This window comes from Acidovorax sp. A1169 (assembly GCF_030704685.1).
Classification (GTDB): domain Bacteria; phylum Pseudomonadota; class Gammaproteobacteria; order Burkholderiales; family Burkholderiaceae_C; genus Acidovorax.
The window spans coordinates 202,537-218,669 of record NZ_JAUZDX010000010.1 but is presented as its reverse complement, the minus strand read 5'-3'; the positions used below and the strand labels follow the sequence as shown (position 1 = coordinate 218,669).

Sequence of the window (16,133 nt, the reverse complement as noted above, 5' to 3'; positions counted from 1 at the left end):
CGACACCAGGCTGGCGCTGGACCTGAACGGCAACGCCGGCCAGGCGGCCAAGCTGCTCGGTGCCCTGGGTGGCCCTGCCCTGCTGGCCAACAAGGGTGTGGTGGGCGAGGTGATCCGGCTCCTGGATGCCGGGGCCACCAGCCAGACCATTGCGGGGCTGGGGCTGCAGCTGCTGGGGGTGAGCACCCCCACGCAGATTGCGCAGACGCTGTGGACGAATGTGGTGGGCCGTGCGGGCACGCAGGCCGAACTCAAGCCGCTGCTGGACCTGATGGCGGGTGGGGTGTCGGGCAGTGAGCTGACGGTGATGGCGGCGAATCTGGAGATGAATGCCGTGCGGATTGATCTGGTGGGGCTGGCGGCCAAGGGGATTGAATTCGCCTGACGCCAGCCTGGCTTGCATCAAAGGCAGGGCCCTGCCCTGCCCCAGCCACCCCCGGGCTGGCCGGCCGGTAAAGGCCTGCAAATACCCTTACAGCAAAGTTGCAATATGATGCAAATCGTGGGCACTGCAGCGATGGCGCTGCAGGTGCCGGGAGCGCAGCTTTTAAGGCCATGACGGCCCGCTCGAGATCCGCGCGACCTCAATCGAATGCATTGCCACCATGAAGTGCTTCCCTATGAAAGTGGCAAACGCGCATGAGCACCGACTGGATTCCCTGTGAACTGACCACTGCCGGCCAGCGCAGCCTCGTTCGATGGATCCACCCGGGCACCAAGCCACTGTTCACGGAACCCTTCTTTCACCAGACCATCGATGCGCTGGTCCAGGCAAACGCCGTGCAGAAGCTCACGCCCCTGGAGGAGCTGGCAGGGATAGCACCGGCCAAGGCACCGGCGGGCTTCATCTTCCATGTGTCGCGCTGCGGGTCCACCCTGGTGAGCCGCAGCCTGGCCGGCATACCCTGCCACCGCGTGATATCGGAGCCTGCGCCCGTGAACCAGTGGCTGTTGGCGCACGGCCTGGACCCGCAGGCAAAGTGGCCGCAACTCAAGGGGCTGGTACACGCCCTGTGCGGCACGGCTGCCGGTGTGGACTGCTTCATCAAATTCACCAGTTGGAACCTGTTGCACCTGCCGCACCTGCTGGCGCTCTTTCCCGACACCCCCTGGGTCTTCGTCTACCGGGATCCGGTCGACGTGTTGCAATCCCTGGTGGCGCGGCCACCGCGCTGGGCGGCCCACCCGCAACTGGCCCCTGCCCTGGGCGGCCACCAGGCCGATGGCCCTCAAGCGCTGGCGCAGGTTCTGCAGCGCCTGTTTGCCGCCCCGCTGCCGCATTGGAGCGGGCGGGCACGGCCGATCAACTATGCCCAGCTACCGGCCGCCATGGCGGACATTGCCGAGCACTTCGGTCTGGACCTCAACCCTGAGGAGCAGGCGAGCATGGTGCACGTGGCGCAATACGATGCCAAGCAGGCCGGCGAAATCCCCTTTCGCCCGCGTGAGCGCGCCCCTGTTTCGGATGCCATGGGCAGCGCCATGGCGCCACTGAACCTGCTGTGGGATCAATGGGAGGCGATGCGCGCCTCATCGGAGACACTGCATGCACACTGAAGCCATGGCCAACCGCACACCGCCATCACCGCAGGCGCGCGACCAGCGCCTGCTGGAGCTGATCGAGGCGGGCAAGATCGCCGCGCCAGACAACGAAGTGCTGGCAGACATCTACCGGCGCCGGGGCGACCTGGCCTCTGCGGCGGCGGAGTACCGGCGCCTGCATGCCAAAAAGGCCGGGGCACCTCGCATCGACCTGCTGAATGCCATTTTCAATGGCGGCCATGCACCGGCACGCCTGCCGCAATCGGATTTTGCGCCTGCCCCGTTCGTGCAGTTCGATGGCTTCTTCGGCCATGCGCTGAACCAGCACCTGCTCGACTACGCGATCTCCCGCCAGGGCATCTTCAGGCCGACGGAGCTGCAGGCGGCAGACCAGTACGAAAAGCAGCGCAGCACGCTGGTCACCTACGACGTGGGCGCCCCGGGGGAGGCGATGCGGGCCGCGGTCCGCGAGCGCCTGCCGCTGCTGTGCGAGCGCCTGGGCATGCCCGTGTTCGACATTGATTTCATCCAACTCAAGATCGCGGCGTACGCGGCCGGCGACTTCTTCAAGGCCCACCAGGACAACGGGCTCAGCCATACGGGGCGGCGGATCAGTTTCGTCTACTACTTCCACCGCGAGCCCAAGCCCTACCGGGGTGGCGACCTGCTGCTGTACGACAGCCGCTTCGACCCGCGCGCCTATGTGCGCAGCCTGTTCACACGCATCGTTCCGCAGAACGACAGCATCGTGTTCTTCCCCAGCGAGTATTTCCACGAAGTGCTGACCGTGGAAACCGCCACGCAGGACTTCAGCGCCAGCCGTTTCACCATGGCTGGCCATATCGGTTGACAGTGCACGACCGCCGCTTTCACCTCTATCCCTGCAAGCCGTCGGTACCGTTCACGGTGCCATCGCTGCAGCCATCCCTTTTTCTGACAACAAGGCACCGCCATGTCCACAACCCTCGCCACCCGTGAAGTCATCGCCATCGATGCCGGTATCGCCGACTGGGAGACGCTGGTTGCCAGCCTGGACCCCGCAATGCCGATCATCCTGCTGCCCGCAGGCGGCAATGGCCTGGAAGCCCTGGCGCTGGCGCTGGCCGACTACGGCACGCTGGACGCGCTGCACTTGGTCACCCACGGCTCCGAAGGGCAACTGCACCTGGGCGAGTTGCGCCTGAACACCGCCAATCTGAGTGAGCAGTCCGGCGCGCTCGCACAGATCGCCAGCCACCTCGCACCGGGCGCCGACGTGCTGCTGTATGGCTGCTCGGTGGCCCAGGGCGAAGGTGGGCAGGCATTCGTCAATAGCCTGTCCGGCGCACTCAATGGTGCCGACATCGCCGCATCCACCGACCGCACCGGCGCGCTGGCGCTGGGCGGCGACTGGGACCTGGAGTATTGGGCCGGGCAGATCGAGACGATGCTGCCGTTCGATGCGCAGGACATCGTGGAGTACAGTGCTGCGTTTGCGGTGGATGACACCTTTCTTGACAGCACCCCACCTACGGTGTCTTCGATCAACCGCGTCTCCACCGCGACCACCAACGCTACCAGCGTCAATTTCACCGTCAAGTTCTCCGAAAGCGTCAGCGGGGTCGATATTTCAGACTTCTCCCTGACCAAAGGCAATACTGCCAACGGCACTATCTCCAGCGTGACGGGGAGCGGAGACACCTACACCGTGACGGTGAACAGCATCTCCGGTGATGGCACGGTGCGCTTGGACCTCAAGAGTTCAGGGACCGGCATCAGGGACACGTCCAGCAACGCCATCCCCGGCGGCTACACCTCGGGCCAGCTGTACACCATCGACAACACGGCGCCTGCGGTCGCGTCGGTCAACTCCAGCACCGCCAACGGCACCTACAAGGCGGGCGACTCCGTCAGCATTCGGGTCATCTTCAGCGAAACAGTGATTGTCACGGGTACCCCGCAACTGACGCTGGAAACCGGCGCCACCGACCAGGTGGTGAACTATGCCAGTGGCAGCGGCACCAGCACCCTGACTTTCACGTACACCGTACAGGCCGGCGACACCACGGCAGACCTGGACTACGTGGGAACGACGGCATTGGCATTGAACGGCGGCTCCATCAAGGATGCGGTAGGCAATGCCAGCACGCTTACGCTGGCGGCGCCCGGCGCGGCCAACTCGCTCGGTAACAACAAAGCCATCGTGATCGACGGCGTGTCCCCCCAGGTCACCAGCGTCAACTCCAGCACCGCCAACGGCACCTACAAGGTGGGCGACACCGTCAGCCTGCAGGTCAACTTCAGCGAAGCCGTCACCGTCACGGGCACGCCCCAGCTCACGCTGGAAACCGGCGCCACCGACCAGGTGGTGAACTACGCCAGCGGCAGCGGCACCAGTGCACTGACCTTCACCTACACCGTGCAGGACGGCGACACCACGGCAGACCTGGACTACCTGGGCACGACGGCATTGGCCTTGAACGGCGGCACCATCAAGGACGCAGCGGGCAACGCCGGCACGCTTACGCTGGCGACGCCAGGCGCCGCCAACTCGCTGGGCAACAACAAGGCCATCGCGATAGACACCACCGCGCCGACCGTCGCGTCGGTCAACTCCAGCAACCTCAACGGCACCTACAAGGTGGGCGACACCGTCAGTTTGCAGGTCAACTTCAGCGAAGCCGTCACCGTCACGGGCGCGCCCCAGCTCACGCTGGAAACCGGCACCACCGACCGTGCCGTGAAATACGCCAGCGGCAGCGGCACCAGTGCCCTGACCTTCACCTACACCGTGCAGGCGGGGGACACCACAGCAGACCTGGACTACCTGGGCACGGCGGCGCTGGCACTGAATGGCGGCACCATCAAGGATGCGGCGGGCAACGCCAGCACGCTGACACTGCCCGCCCCCGGTGCGGCCAACTCGCTGGGCAACAACAAGGGCCTGGCCATAGACGGCGTGGCACCGGTGCTGTCCTCCAGCACGCCGCTGGACAATGCCACCGGCGTCAGCACCACCGCCAACCTCATGCTGAGCTTCTCCGAAAACGTGGTGGCAGGAGAAGGCTTCGTGCAGCTCAAGAACGGCGCCGGCACACTGATCGAGCAGTTCGATGTCGCCTCTGGCGAGGGCAGCCTGAACGGCAGCCTGAGCATCACCGGCGCTGCGGTCACCATCAATCCCCATGCCGACCTGGCCTACGGCACCGGCTACTACCTGCAGGTGGGCGGCCTGGCATTCCGGGACGGCGCAGGCAACGCCTTTGCCGGCATCTCCGATGCCGAAGGCCTGAACTTCACCACGGTAGCCGCCCCGGCCCCTGCGCCCGACCCAGACCCCGCGCCACCTGCGCCACCACCTGCGCCAGCACCGACCGTGGTGGACGGAACCCCCGTACAGACCAGCACCGTGCAGAACGCGGATGGCTCGACCACGACCACGCAGAGCATCGCACCGGTCAGCAGCGGCCGGCCCGAGAATGCAGGCACGCCCAACCCGCAGTTGGCCGACATACCGCTGGCCACCAGCAATGGTGAGACCCTGCTGCAGATAGGCTTGCCTACGGGGGTTGGCGCCACATCGCAAGGCTCCGAGCCGGCCACCAGCCCGGCGGCGCTGCGCCTGCAGCTCGTCACCGCCGCAGGGGCCGCTGGAGCGGGCGGGCCCGTGGACGCCATCGACAACTACCTGGCCACCGTTCCCAGTGCGGGCCAGGTAGTCGTGCGCACCATCACCCTGGCGACCACCCCGGGCATCGCACCCGGCCAGCCCATCGCCATTACCGGTGCCGACGGCAGGGGCGAGGGCAGCACCGCGCACCCTGACCGACAGGAAGCCCTGGTGATTGACGCGCGCAGCCTGCCGCCGGGCTCCGTGGTCCAGCTGGACAAGGTGGAGTTCGCGCTCATCATCGGAGCCGTCAGGGTCATCGGCGGCACGGGCCAGAACATCGCCAGCGGCGATGGATCGGCCCAGTGGATCGTGCTCGGCCCCGATGACGACATCATCCGTGGCGGCGGCGGCAACGATGTCGTGGGCAGCGAAGGCGGCGATGACCAGGTCTATGGCGATGCCGGTGACGACATTGTCTTCGGCGGCGCGGGCAATGACCTGCTCTCGGGTGGAACCGGCAGTGACCGCCTGAACGGGGGCACGGGCTTTGACGTGGCTGTGCAGGAGGGGGCGCGCACCGACTACACCGTTACCCTGGAAGGCGCAGGCATCAAGCTCACGCACACCGCCACCGGTGTCTCCGACTGGCTGGTGGATGTCGAGCAGGTGCGGTTTGCGACGGGGCCGAGCCTGACGGTGGCGCACAGCGCAGCCGAAGAAGCCGGGGCCTACCTGTTCCAGAAGTGGCTGGGCCGCGATCTGAACCAGGGCGAGGGAGCGATCATCCAGACGCTGACGGGCAAGACGGCGCTGGAAGTGGCCACGCTGTTCGCGCAGGTCTTCCCCGAGCAGAGTGCGGGCAGGACGCCCGCCCAACTGCTGGAAGGCATGGCGGGAGCGGTGCGCGTGGATGCGGTTCGGGATGTGACCGTGACCGGTGATGCGGGCAACAACACCATCACCCCCACACTGGGCCTGGCGCGGTATGTGGATGGGGGTGCAGGCATCGACACCGTGGTCATCCCGGCCACCCTGGGCCAGACCTATGTGCAGTCCCAGAACAATGGCACTTTCACCTTGCAGCGCCTGACCGATGGGGCGATGCTGGATGTGACGCGGGTGGAGCGGGTCACGTTCAATGACACCAGGCTGGCGCTGGACCTGAACGGCCATGCGGGTGAAGCGGCCAAGCTGCTCGGTGCCCTGGGGGGGCCGGCCCTGCTCACCAACAAGGGAGTCGTCGGCGAGGTGATCCGGCTGCTGGATGCGGGGGCCACCAGCCAGACCATCGCGGGGCTGGGGCTGCAACTTCTGGGGGTGAATACGCCCACGCAGATTGCGCAGACGCTGTGGACCAATGTGGTGGGCCGGGCGGGCACGCAGGCCGAGCTCAAGCCGCTGCTGGACCTGATGGCGGGTGGGGTGTCGGGCAGTGAGCTGACGGTGATGGCGGCGAATCTGGAGATGAATGCCGTGCGGATTGATCTGGTGGGCCTGACGGCCAAGGGGATCGAGTTCGCCTGAGCTTCAGATGGTGCCCGCCAGGGTGAGCCACTGGCGCACCTGGCCCGGGTGCGGGCTGCATTGCGCGCGCCCGAACCAGGGGCCCCAGCCGTGCAGGATCTTGCGCGAGAACCAGCCGCCCTCGGTGCTGTAGACCTTGATCGTCGCGGCCAGGGTGCCCGTCTTGCGGTCCAGGTAGTCCACCTGCTTCACACTGATGGGAACCAGCCGGCCCTGCACCGTGCCGTGCCCTTTGTGCACTTCACGCAGATCGCGCGGGTGGCCCACCTTGAAGTGGACCTGGACCGCATTCTCCGGCCGGCACAGCGCTTCGAGCTGCCGGGCCCCGGCGATCTCGTCGACCATGGGGGCCACGAACAGCAGGGGCGTGGCCACGAGCCACAGCGCCACCCGCCACCCGATGGCCACGGGGATGAGCCTGACCAGCTTGAACACCAACGCCGACGCAACCGCTCCCCAGAACAGGACGACCAGCAAAAACAGAAGGGCGGACATGGGCGCAGCAAGGGGAGGAAGGGCTGGACGAATCTACCACCAGCCCCCAGGGCTTCACCGCCCTTCTGTCACCCCACCCTGCCCGGCCGGCGGTGGGGCGATCAGATGTCCATCGCGGGCCGGTGCTCCTCGGGCGGCACAAACTTCCACTGCCCCACCAGCAGCGAGAACACGAAGGCCCCGGCCGCAAACAGCCCCAGCACGGCCAGCGCCATGCCCCAGTCGCCGCCCAGGGCCCCGAAGGCGCTGGCGCGCACGGCCTTGATGGACCAGGTGAAGGGCAGCCAGGGGCTGATGTCGCGGTAGAAGGCGCTGGTCAGCTCCACCGGCAGCACGCCGCCGGCAGACGACAGCTGCAGCACCATGAGGATCAGCGCAATGGCCTTGCCCACGTCGCCGAAGCCGCGCACCAGCGCCAGGATGACGAGCATGAAGGTCAGCGAGGTGACCACCATCGACAGCGCCAGGCCCGCCATGTTCACGGCCTGCAGGCCCAGCACCAGCCACACCATGAGCAGCACGCAGGCGGCCTGCAGCAGGTTCACGCTCCACAGCACGCCGAGCTTGCCCAGCAGCAGCGACACGCGCGAGTAGCCTGCGGCCTCGTCGGGCAGGCGGCGCAGGTGGAAGATGAAGGCCGTCATCACCGCGCCCAGCCACAGCGCGATGGGAATGAAGTTGGGCGCCAGGCCCATGCCGTTGTTCTTGACCGGCGCGTCGATCTCGATCTGCGGCTGGACCGAGATCGCCAGGCCGCTGGCCGTGCCCTCCATGCCGGGGCTGCCGGTGGGCAACGCGGCCTCCAGCGTGTCGAGCCCCAGCACCAGTTGCGAAGAGCCATCCTTCACCTTCAGCAAGCCCGTGCGCAGCTCGCTGGCGGCGCCCGCCAGCGCCTTGCTGCCGTCCACCAACTGATCCACCTTGGCGTCGGCCGGCACCTTGGCAGCCAGTGTCGATGCGCCGGCCGAATAGTCGGCAAAGCCGTCCGCCATCTGGGCCACGCCTTGCGACAGGGCCTGCGCGCCCTCGGCCAGCTTGGCCTCGCCCTGGCCGGCCTGCTGCAGGCCGCCACGCAATTGGGTGGCGCCATCGGCCAACTGAGCGGCGGCGCCCGAGACCTTGTCGCCCACGAAGAGGATGGACTTGGACTCGTCGCGCAACTGCCCTGCCCCATCGGCCAGGCGCTGCGCACCGTCTTCCAGCTGCGGCAGGGCCTGCTTGAACTCTCCATGCCCGCTGGCCAGTTGCGCGGCACCGGTCTTGAGGGTCTGCAGGTCGGCAGGCTCGGGCTTCTTCGCGTCGAGCGTGCGGGCCCCCGCGCCCAGCTGCTTCATGCCATCGCCCAGTTGCGCCACGCCGGTGGAGAGGTCGGTTGCGCCCTTGGCCAACTGGGCCGAGCCGCCCTCGGCCTTGCCCGTGCCACTGTGCAGCGCCGCCGCCCCTTCGCGCAGGCGGGCCACGCCCTCGTGCAGCCGCTGCAGGCTGTCGGCCGCCGAAGAGCTGGCGCCCAGCACCACCTCCCAGCGCTTTTCGTTGAGCGACTCGTTGACCTGGTGGCCCAGCTCTTCGGCAAAACGCTTGGCAAAGCCGGCGCCCGCGTAGTTGTTGCCCTCGGAGGCAAACACCACCAGCTTGCCCGCCCCCGGCGAGCCAGCCGCCATGGCCCCGGCGCTGAAATCGGCCGGGATGACCAGCGCAAACAAACTCTTGCCCTGGCGCACGGCGCGCCGCGCCGCATCGGGGTCGCCCTCTTCGTAGAAGCCGAACTGCTGCTTGTCCTTCAAGGTCTGCGCCAGGTCCATGCCCAGGTTCACCGCCTGGCCGTTGGCCATGGCACCGCGGTCCAGGTTGACGATGGCGGCCGGCAGGTTGCCGGTGTGGCTGATGGGGTCCCACACCGATTCGAGGTAGATGAAGGCGTAGAACGCCGGTATCACCACCACGCCCAGCAGCGACCAGCGCAGCTTGGGAAAGCTGCGAAACAATCGCGCCTCAAGCATCGAGACGCGCAATGCGTTGCTGAACAGGCGCATGGGCAGCGGGTCGGCTTTGTTGTGTTGTGTTTTGCAAGGCAAGGGGAACCCGGCCCTTGCGGCGCGGCGCCGCAAGCCTGGTGGCATCTTGCCTTTTTATGCCCGCAGTGTGCCTTGAACCGCGCGGGTTCGCAGGCACTGCGCGCCCGGCGGCAGCGCGTAAATGTGTAAAGATTTATGTAGCCAGCGGCCCTGCGGCCAGGCGCGCCCGGGTAGCGCTCACTTGGTGGGGGATGGGGCGCCCGGGCCACCGGGGGCACGGATCTTTTGCAGCTGCTTGCCAAACCACTGGGCGCTGGGCTGAACCGCACCGTTGCAACGGACCTCGTAGGCCCGGCCCGAGGCGCTGCTCGACGAGGCGGCCAGCTCGATGAATTTTTCTGCGCTGGGCAGCGTGCTTCGCTTTTCGATGTATTCCAGCTTGCGCAGCAGGTGGGTCCTGGCCTCCGCGGCGCCGTGCCATGAGCCGTTGCGCTGGAACTCGCAGTTGGAGGCCTGGAGCGCTGCCAGCAAGGCATCAATCTCGCCACGCACCGGCGCGGACGCAGGCGCCGCAAGCGAGATGCCTGCAGCAAGGCTGAACCAGAGAACGATCAAGGTACGCAGCATAGGTATTACCATGGACGAAGAAGATAGCCCAGGGCCCCAGCGCCTCAGCACTCGTAGGGCTCGATCCTGAACACCCGCGGCGAGCCCGGCTGACTGCAGCCCTTGACGCACTGGTATACGGGCCAGCGGGGGTCATCACAGACCTTTTTGCGGCCAGGCACCCGGCGGTACGTGGCGCCGGCCAGCACCGTGCTGCCATCGGCGCGGCAGGCAAAGCCGGAGACAAGGTCTGGCGCCAACTGGCACTGGCTGTCGAAGGCAAGCATGCCCGGCGGCGCGGCCTGGGCCCCACCGTGCGGCAGCTTCGCGGGCCGCAGGCTGTTCACCCCGATCATCAGCTTGCCGTATTCACAATCCCCATCGGAGACGGTGACTTCGTGGGTACTGGAGCGTCCCGACCAGACTTCGGAGCAGGCGGCATGCCCTGCCCCGCTCAGCAGCAAGGCAGCCGCCACGACCAGGTACGCGCGCAGTGCCCGCATGGGCGGATCAGATCGGCTGGGCGATCAGGTCGTGCCCACGCACGCCCACGATGCGGGCGCGTGTGAACTCGCCCACCTTCATGGTCTTGCTGATCTTCTCGGGCGGCAGTAGCTGCACGGTGCCGTCGATCTCGGGTGCGTCGGCATAGGTGCGGCCCACGCCGCCCTTGCGGCCCAGGCCCGGGGCGGAATCGACCAGCACCTGCATGGTGGCGCCCACGCGGCGCTGCAGGCGGGCGATGGAAACCTCTTCTGCCACGGCCATGAAGCGGGCGCGGCGCTCCTCGCGCACTTCCATGGGCAGCATGCCGGGCAGCTCGTTGGCGGCCGCGCCGTTCACGTCGCTGTAGGCAAAGCAGCCGGCACGGTCGATCTGCGCCTCGCGCACGAAGTCCAGCAGGTGCGCAAACTCTTCTTCCGTCTCGCCAGGGAAGCCGGCGATGAAGGTGCTGCGGATGACCAGCTCGGGGCAGACCTCGCGCCAGCGCTGGATGCGCTCCAGATTGCGCTCGCCGCTGGCCGGGCGCTTCATGCGCTTCAAAACGTCGGGGTGGCTGTGCTGCAGGGGCACGTCCAGGTAGGGCAGTACGCGGCCCGTGGCCATCAGCGGCAGCACGTCGTCCACGCTCGGGTAGGGGTACACGTAGTGCAGGCGCACCCAGGCGCCGTAGGGCTCGGCAATCTCGCCCAGGGCCTGCACCAGTTCGAGCATGCGCGTCTTGACGGGCTTGCCGTCCCAGAAGCCGGTGCGGTACTTCACGTCCACGCCGTAGGCAGAGGTGTCCTGGCTGATCACCAGCAGCTCCTTCACGCCGCCTGCGAACAAGGCCTTGGCCTCGCTCAGCACGTCGCCGATGGGCCGCGACACCAGGTCGCCGCGCATCGAAGGGATGATGCAGAAGGTGCAGCGGTGGTTGCAGCCCTCGCTGATCTTGAGGTAGGCGTAGTGCTTGGGCGTGAGCTTGATGCCCGCAATGCCGAAGTTGCCCGGCACCAGGTCGATGAAGGGGTCGTGCGGCTTGGGCAGGTTCAGGTGAACGGCGTCCATCACCTCCTGCGTGGCATGCGGGCCGGTGACGGCCAGCACGCTGGGGTGCATCTGGCGCACCATGTTGCCCCCGTCCGCGCCTTCGCGCGCGCCCAGGCAGCCGGTGACGATGACCCGACCATTCTCGGCCAGCGCCTCGCCAATCGTATCCAGGCTTTCCTTGACGGCATCGTCGATGAAGCCGCAGGTGTTGACGATGACCAGGTCAGCCCCGTGGAAGGTCTTGGAGGTCTCGTAACCCTCGGCGCTCAACTGCGTCAGGATCAGTTCGGAATCCGTGAGGGCCTTGGGGCAGCCAAGGCTCACAAAGCCGACTTTGGGTGTTTTCGTGGGGGACAGTACTTCGCTCATATCCCCATATTGTCCCAGTTCCGGGGGACAAGGGGTAAAGAGTCGGTTCTACCGTGATGGTGCAAAGGGGTCTTCGCCGTATTTTCGGCCGTGGAATCAACCCGCCCTTCTAACAGTCTGCAGCCCGTATGCAGCCCACTGTGCAGCCTGCGCCCTGCTACCAGACACTTTTGCCCGCCTGCAAGCCGACAGCCCGCACCAGGCTGCTTTCCCACGGCAGCGCGTCCACGACCGTGGAGAGCAGCTCCAGGTTCTTGGTCCAGGGAGAGTCCCATCCCGCCGCGTTCACCAGCATGACATTGGTCCGAGGCAGCCCAAACCGAACCCACCGAAACGGAGTATGGGCGAACAACAGCTGCAACTGCCAGTCCCAACCGATCGATACCACTGGCGACGACAAGCTGACCCACTCGGTGTAGCCGCTGATCACCGTCTCGCGGCCACACTCTCGGATGGCCGGGGGGGCCGACCCTGAAAATTCGGTGTCCACCCCCGATACAAGGTGGTGGATAGGCAGCGAAAGCAGTTCGTCGATCGACAAACGCAATAGCCCATCACAGTAAGGCGGCATCATCTGCATCCCCGGGATTCATGGATCTCATGGACTTCGCAGGCAGCAGCCATTCAAACTGCCTGAAAAACAGCGCCACCGAAGGCGAGCAATGGCATCACCCCAGCAAACCCAACATGGCGGCACGCACCGTGGCCGCTGTCTTGTTGTTGGCTCGCAGTTTGAACACTGCATTTTTCACATGGAAATTCACCGTATTTTCCGATACGTCCAAAAGAGACGAAATATCGGCGGAGGTTTTCCCGTCGGCAGTCCATTTTAGAACTTCGATCTCTCGCGAAGTCAAATTGGAGTCCATCTTTTCTGCCTGCCGTGTCGTAAAAATCCGCGACAGCACCACATGCGATATGTGCGCCAACCACCGCATCTTCATCTCACTGTGTTCAATTTCTCTGGCGGTCAAAGGCTCGCCTGACCTGGCAAGTGTCAGCATTCCACGAACCCCGCCGCCATCAATGCATGCCTTGGCCCAGCCATAGCGCAAGCCGAATGCCCGCGCGTCCTCCCAGAAATCTGGGGTCTGCGCAAACACGGCATCCGTCCACAACAGTGGCGTGTTCTTGCGACAGCCATGGTGCACCGACGGGTCGATCTGGACATAGCCCTGCTGCTCGTAGCGCGCCTGCCACTCGGCAGGGTAGTTGTTGAGCAATATGGTCTGTGGATTGGACAAGGGCGATGGCACACGCAGACCGTAAGCGCAGTAGTCGAATCCCAGAGCGCGTGCAGCGGCTTCGATCAAAGGAAAAACCTCGTGCTCTGACAACGCTTGGTCGAGCACATTCAACAGATCTTCTTGCCAGGTTGACATACGCGACTCCACCTAAAACCGACCATCACCGGGCAACCGCATAGCAGTCCAACCGAAGGCTGCCAGAAGGTGCCGAACTGTGACGTTCAAAAACATTCTGAGGCCAATCGCCGGTCTTGGCGACTAGATTTTTGCACTGCTCCCGGACCAGTCCTACCTACCAATCTTGGTAGTTACCAATCGCTTTTAGTCACTATCTAATGACTAAAAATTGTGAGGGGCAACGAGATGCACATCACGGCCGGCTTTTCTGCTGAACTACGCCAATCGCTCATGAACCGCATGGGGCTCTACCGGCATCGTGTGTTTGTTGAAACGCTGGGCTGGCAAATGCAGTGCCGCGACGCACTCGAGTTTGATCAGTTTGATCGCGAGGACACGCTGTACATCGTCGCGCAGAACGAGAACGGCGATGTGATCGGCACCGCACGCCTGCTGCCAACAACGCGGCCCTATCTGCTGTCGGAGGTCTTTCCCAACCTCTTCAATGGACTTCCCCCCCCAAGATCACCCGAGATCTGGGAGCTGTCTCGGTTCGCCGCAATGGACTTCTCCGGAACGACAGTTGCAGCACTGGACCAGTTTTCCTCCCCCATCACCACATGCCTTCTGCGCGCTGCCAGCCGCTGCGCCATGGAGCAAGGGGCTCGGCGCATGGTGACCGTATCACCGCTGGGGGTAGAGCGGCTATTGCGGCGCATCGGCTTTCAGTCGCATCGACTGGGTCCCCCCACCTTTGTCAATCAGCAGCCGCTTTTTGCCTGCTCCATCAAATGCATGTAGAGCACCCATTCATTGCCGTCCACGTTCCGCCCACCCATACCGCCGCTCAAGCCATGACAAACGCGATCATGCAACCGGGTACTGCCCACTGCGCAACCGTTGACGCAGCCGCAATGCCCATGAATGCGAAGGTGATCGTTCCGCACATTGGGCACCACCGAACACCTGAGCCAGCAGCTGTTGCAGCAGCGCCCTTGCACCGTATGGCTCACCGGGCTCAGCGGATCGGGCAAATCGACCTTGGCCTATGCACTGGAAGAACGCCTGTACGCCAGAGCCCGTTCGGGCGTCATTCCCCACTTTATAGGTATATCAGCCCCTTATGAAGACCCACAGGCTCCGGACCTGGATGAATGCATGACCGATATAAGAGCGCATATACCCAGTGCAGCCGCCATCGAACAAAGTCGGTCGCTCTCCACCAAACGGCGCAAAGAGGCATGGGAGCAACTGAAGCCCGCATGGTAAGAGCGCGGTACCTGGAAAATTTGCATCAGCAGTTCCAACCTAAGCCGGCGAAAACCAGCCTGTTGCCAAGTCTCGCTGAATCCATTCTTTCGCACGAGAAGCTATTTTCTTGAGCCCCAAAAGGAAATTCCATGCACATCAAAGATCTGAAACTGGGTATCCGCCTCGGAATGGCGTTTGGAATTTTGTTGCTCATCACGGCCATCATCGCGATGCTGGGCAGTGCCAATATATTGGCACTGCAGCGCAGCAATGAGCATATTGCAACGTCCGAGCTGAAACGCCAGGACCTGGTGCAGTCATGGCAGACCGATATCCAAATGAACTGGCTGCGCACCGAGGCATTGCTAAAGTCAAGTAATGCGCAATACACCAACAAGCTCAAAGCAGATATGTCAGCGGTGGTGGATGTGCAAAGTAAGCGCATCGATGAAATACGCACCTACCTTTTGCCAGGCAAGGAAAATGAACTCTATGACCAGGCCATCACGGCTCGCAATGCCTATCGCGTCAAACGCACTGAGCTGGTAAAGCTGAAGGAATCCGGGCAGGACGTCTTCGAGCAAACAGACACAGCGTTGGCCCCCCTGTTCACGCAATATTCTCAAGTGCTATCGCAGCTCACCAAGACGCTTGATGATGAAGTCACCGCGACCCTGAAAGAAACCACGCAGAGTGCCCAGCAAGGCATTTGGTGGGTGGGCGGCGGCACTTTGCTCGCCATTCTCGCGGGGGTGTTCCTCGCATACTGGACAACCCGCTCCATCACCGTCCCAGTTCAGCAGGCGGTGGATGTCACCGCAGCGATCGCCGCCGGAGACCTGGCCACCCACATACCGTCGGGATTCAAGGATGAGCCCGGTAGGTTGCTGACTGAATTGGCGTACATGCGCAGCAAGCTCGCAGAAATCGTGGCCAACGTACGGCAAAGCGCCGAAAACGTTTCGACAGCCAGCGCGGAGATTTCACAAGGCAACCATGATCTTTCAGCCCGCACGGAGCGCCAAGCGAGTGCCCTTGAAGAAACTGCCGCTTCCATGGAAGAGCTGGGAGCCACCGTCAAACAGAACTCCGATAGCGCTCAAGCAGCCAACACGCTCGCCATGACGGCCAACACGGTAGCCGTTCAAGGAGGAGAAGTGGTGGCACAGGTGGTCCAGACCATGAAGGGCATCAACGACAGCTCACAGAAAATTTCGGACATCATCAGCGTCATTGACGGCATTGCGTTTCAGACAAATATCCTGGCGCTCAATGCAGCGGTGGAGGCCGCGCGGGCAGGCGAGCAAGGCAGAGGCTTTGCCGTGGTGGCCAGCGAAGTGCGCAGCTTGGCTGGAAGATCCGCAGAAGCGGCCAAAGAGATCAAGCAACTCATCTCAGCCAGCGTCACCCGCGTGGAGCAAGGCAGCGCTCTTGTCGACAAGGCCGGGGTGACGATGACCGAGGTGGTCAACGCGATACGCCGCGTCACCGAGATAGTGCGTGAAATCAGCACCGCCAGTGCCGAACAGAGCGAAGGGGTAGGCCAGGTCGGCGAGGCCGTAATGCAAATGGACCAAACGACGCAGCAAAACGCCGCGTTGGTAGAAGAGATGGCTGCAGCTGCCAACAGCATGAAGAACCAAGCGCAAGAGCTGGTTGAAACCGTGGCTGTCTTCAGACTGGAAGAACGCGGCGCAGGGCCACGCCAGCGCGACGGCGCCGCGGCGGGTTCGCAGGCCACCGCCGTTTCCGCTGCTGTCCGTGCGGTCCCGCAACGCGCCATCGCAGTCGGCTGACCCAGCCGGTGGCCAGCCACTTCGGACTAGGGGGCCTCCCTTCCGG

At 64.5% G+C, this 16,133-nt stretch carries 13 protein-coding genes and 1 pseudogene; 7 read left to right on the top strand and 7 right to left on the bottom strand.

Annotated features, from left to right (window positions below; translation table 11 throughout):
* The 4 genes and pseudogenes from QYL93_RS18045 to QYL93_RS18030 all read left to right on the top strand — a co-directional run.
* Positions 1–385 (top strand): annotated as a pseudogene (locus QYL93_RS18045) (matrixin); the annotation flags it as partial.
* 254 nt (positions 386–639) lie between these two features.
* On the top strand, positions 640–1,557 hold the full coding sequence (locus QYL93_RS18040; protein WP_305744931.1) for a hypothetical protein: 918 nt from the start codon (positions 640–642) through the stop codon (positions 1,555–1,557).
* The gene (locus tag QYL93_RS18035; RefSeq protein WP_305744930.1) at positions 1,547–2,392 is read left to right on the top strand and encodes a 2OG-Fe(II) oxygenase; all 846 of its coding nucleotides are present in this window, start codon (positions 1,547–1,549) and stop codon (positions 2,390–2,392) included. The genes QYL93_RS18040 and QYL93_RS18035 overlap by 11 nt, the downstream gene beginning before the upstream one ends.
* Positions 2,393–2,494: 102 nt before the next feature.
* On the top strand, positions 2,495–6,658 hold the full coding sequence (locus QYL93_RS18030; protein WP_305744929.1) for a DUF4347 domain-containing protein: 4,164 nt from the start codon (positions 2,495–2,497) through the stop codon (positions 6,656–6,658).
* Between the two features lie 3 nt (positions 6,659–6,661).
* Here the strand turns inward: QYL93_RS18030 and QYL93_RS18025 are convergent, their stop codons facing one another.
* From QYL93_RS18025 to QYL93_RS17995, 7 genes are all read right to left on the bottom strand, one after another.
* Positions 6,662–7,153 carry a hypothetical protein gene (locus QYL93_RS18025; RefSeq protein WP_305744928.1) on the bottom strand — a complete coding sequence of 164 codons (492 nt, stop codon included), beginning with the start codon at positions 7,151–7,153 and terminating at the stop codon, positions 6,662–6,664.
* A gap of 101 nt (positions 7,154–7,254) precedes the next feature.
* Entirely contained in the window at positions 7,255–9,186 is a 1,932-nt protein-coding gene (locus tag QYL93_RS18020; RefSeq protein ID WP_305744927.1) for a YhgE/Pip domain-containing protein, read from the bottom strand.
* Positions 9,187–9,405: 219 nt separating this feature from the next.
* On the bottom strand, positions 9,406–9,795 hold the full coding sequence (locus QYL93_RS18015; protein ID WP_305744926.1) for a DUF5329 family protein: 390 nt from the start codon (positions 9,793–9,795) through the stop codon (positions 9,406–9,408).
* A 44-nt stretch (positions 9,796–9,839) separates the two neighbouring features.
* Complete coding sequence (locus tag QYL93_RS18010) at positions 9,840–10,277, bottom strand: hypothetical protein (protein WP_305744925.1); 438 nt, start codon at positions 10,275–10,277, stop codon at positions 9,840–9,842.
* 7 nt (positions 10,278–10,284) lie between these two features.
* Positions 10,285–11,676 (bottom strand): 30S ribosomal protein S12 methylthiotransferase RimO, encoded by a 1,392-nt coding sequence (rimO, locus tag QYL93_RS18005; RefSeq protein WP_305744924.1) that lies wholly within the window; start codon positions 11,674–11,676, stop codon positions 10,285–10,287.
* 157 nt (positions 11,677–11,833) lie between these two features.
* Entirely contained in the window at positions 11,834–12,256 is a 423-nt protein-coding gene (locus QYL93_RS18000; protein WP_305744923.1) for a DUF4902 domain-containing protein, read from the bottom strand.
* An 88-nt stretch (positions 12,257–12,344) separates the two neighbouring features.
* Positions 12,345–13,058 carry an autoinducer binding domain-containing protein gene (locus QYL93_RS17995; protein WP_305744922.1) on the bottom strand — a complete coding sequence of 238 codons (714 nt, stop codon included), beginning with the start codon at positions 13,056–13,058 and terminating at the stop codon, positions 12,345–12,347.
* A 228-nt stretch (positions 13,059–13,286) separates the two neighbouring features.
* Here QYL93_RS17995 and QYL93_RS17990 point away from each other — a divergent pair, with 228 nt between their 5' ends.
* From QYL93_RS17990 to QYL93_RS17980, 3 genes are all read left to right on the top strand, one after another.
* Positions 13,287–13,841, top strand: coding sequence for an acyl-homoserine-lactone synthase (locus QYL93_RS17990; protein ID WP_305744921.1), 555 nt, complete (start codon positions 13,287–13,289; stop codon positions 13,839–13,841).
* 147 nt (positions 13,842–13,988) lie between these two features.
* On the top strand, positions 13,989–14,309 hold the full coding sequence (locus QYL93_RS17985) for an adenylyl-sulfate kinase (RefSeq protein WP_370876993.1): 321 nt from the start codon (positions 13,989–13,991) through the stop codon (positions 14,307–14,309).
* A 131-nt stretch (positions 14,310–14,440) separates the two neighbouring features.
* Positions 14,441–16,087: a methyl-accepting chemotaxis protein gene (locus QYL93_RS17980; RefSeq protein WP_305744920.1), complete on the top strand. Its 1,647-nt coding sequence runs from the start codon at positions 14,441–14,443 to the stop codon at positions 16,085–16,087.
* Positions 16,088–16,133 lie beyond the last annotated feature (46 nt).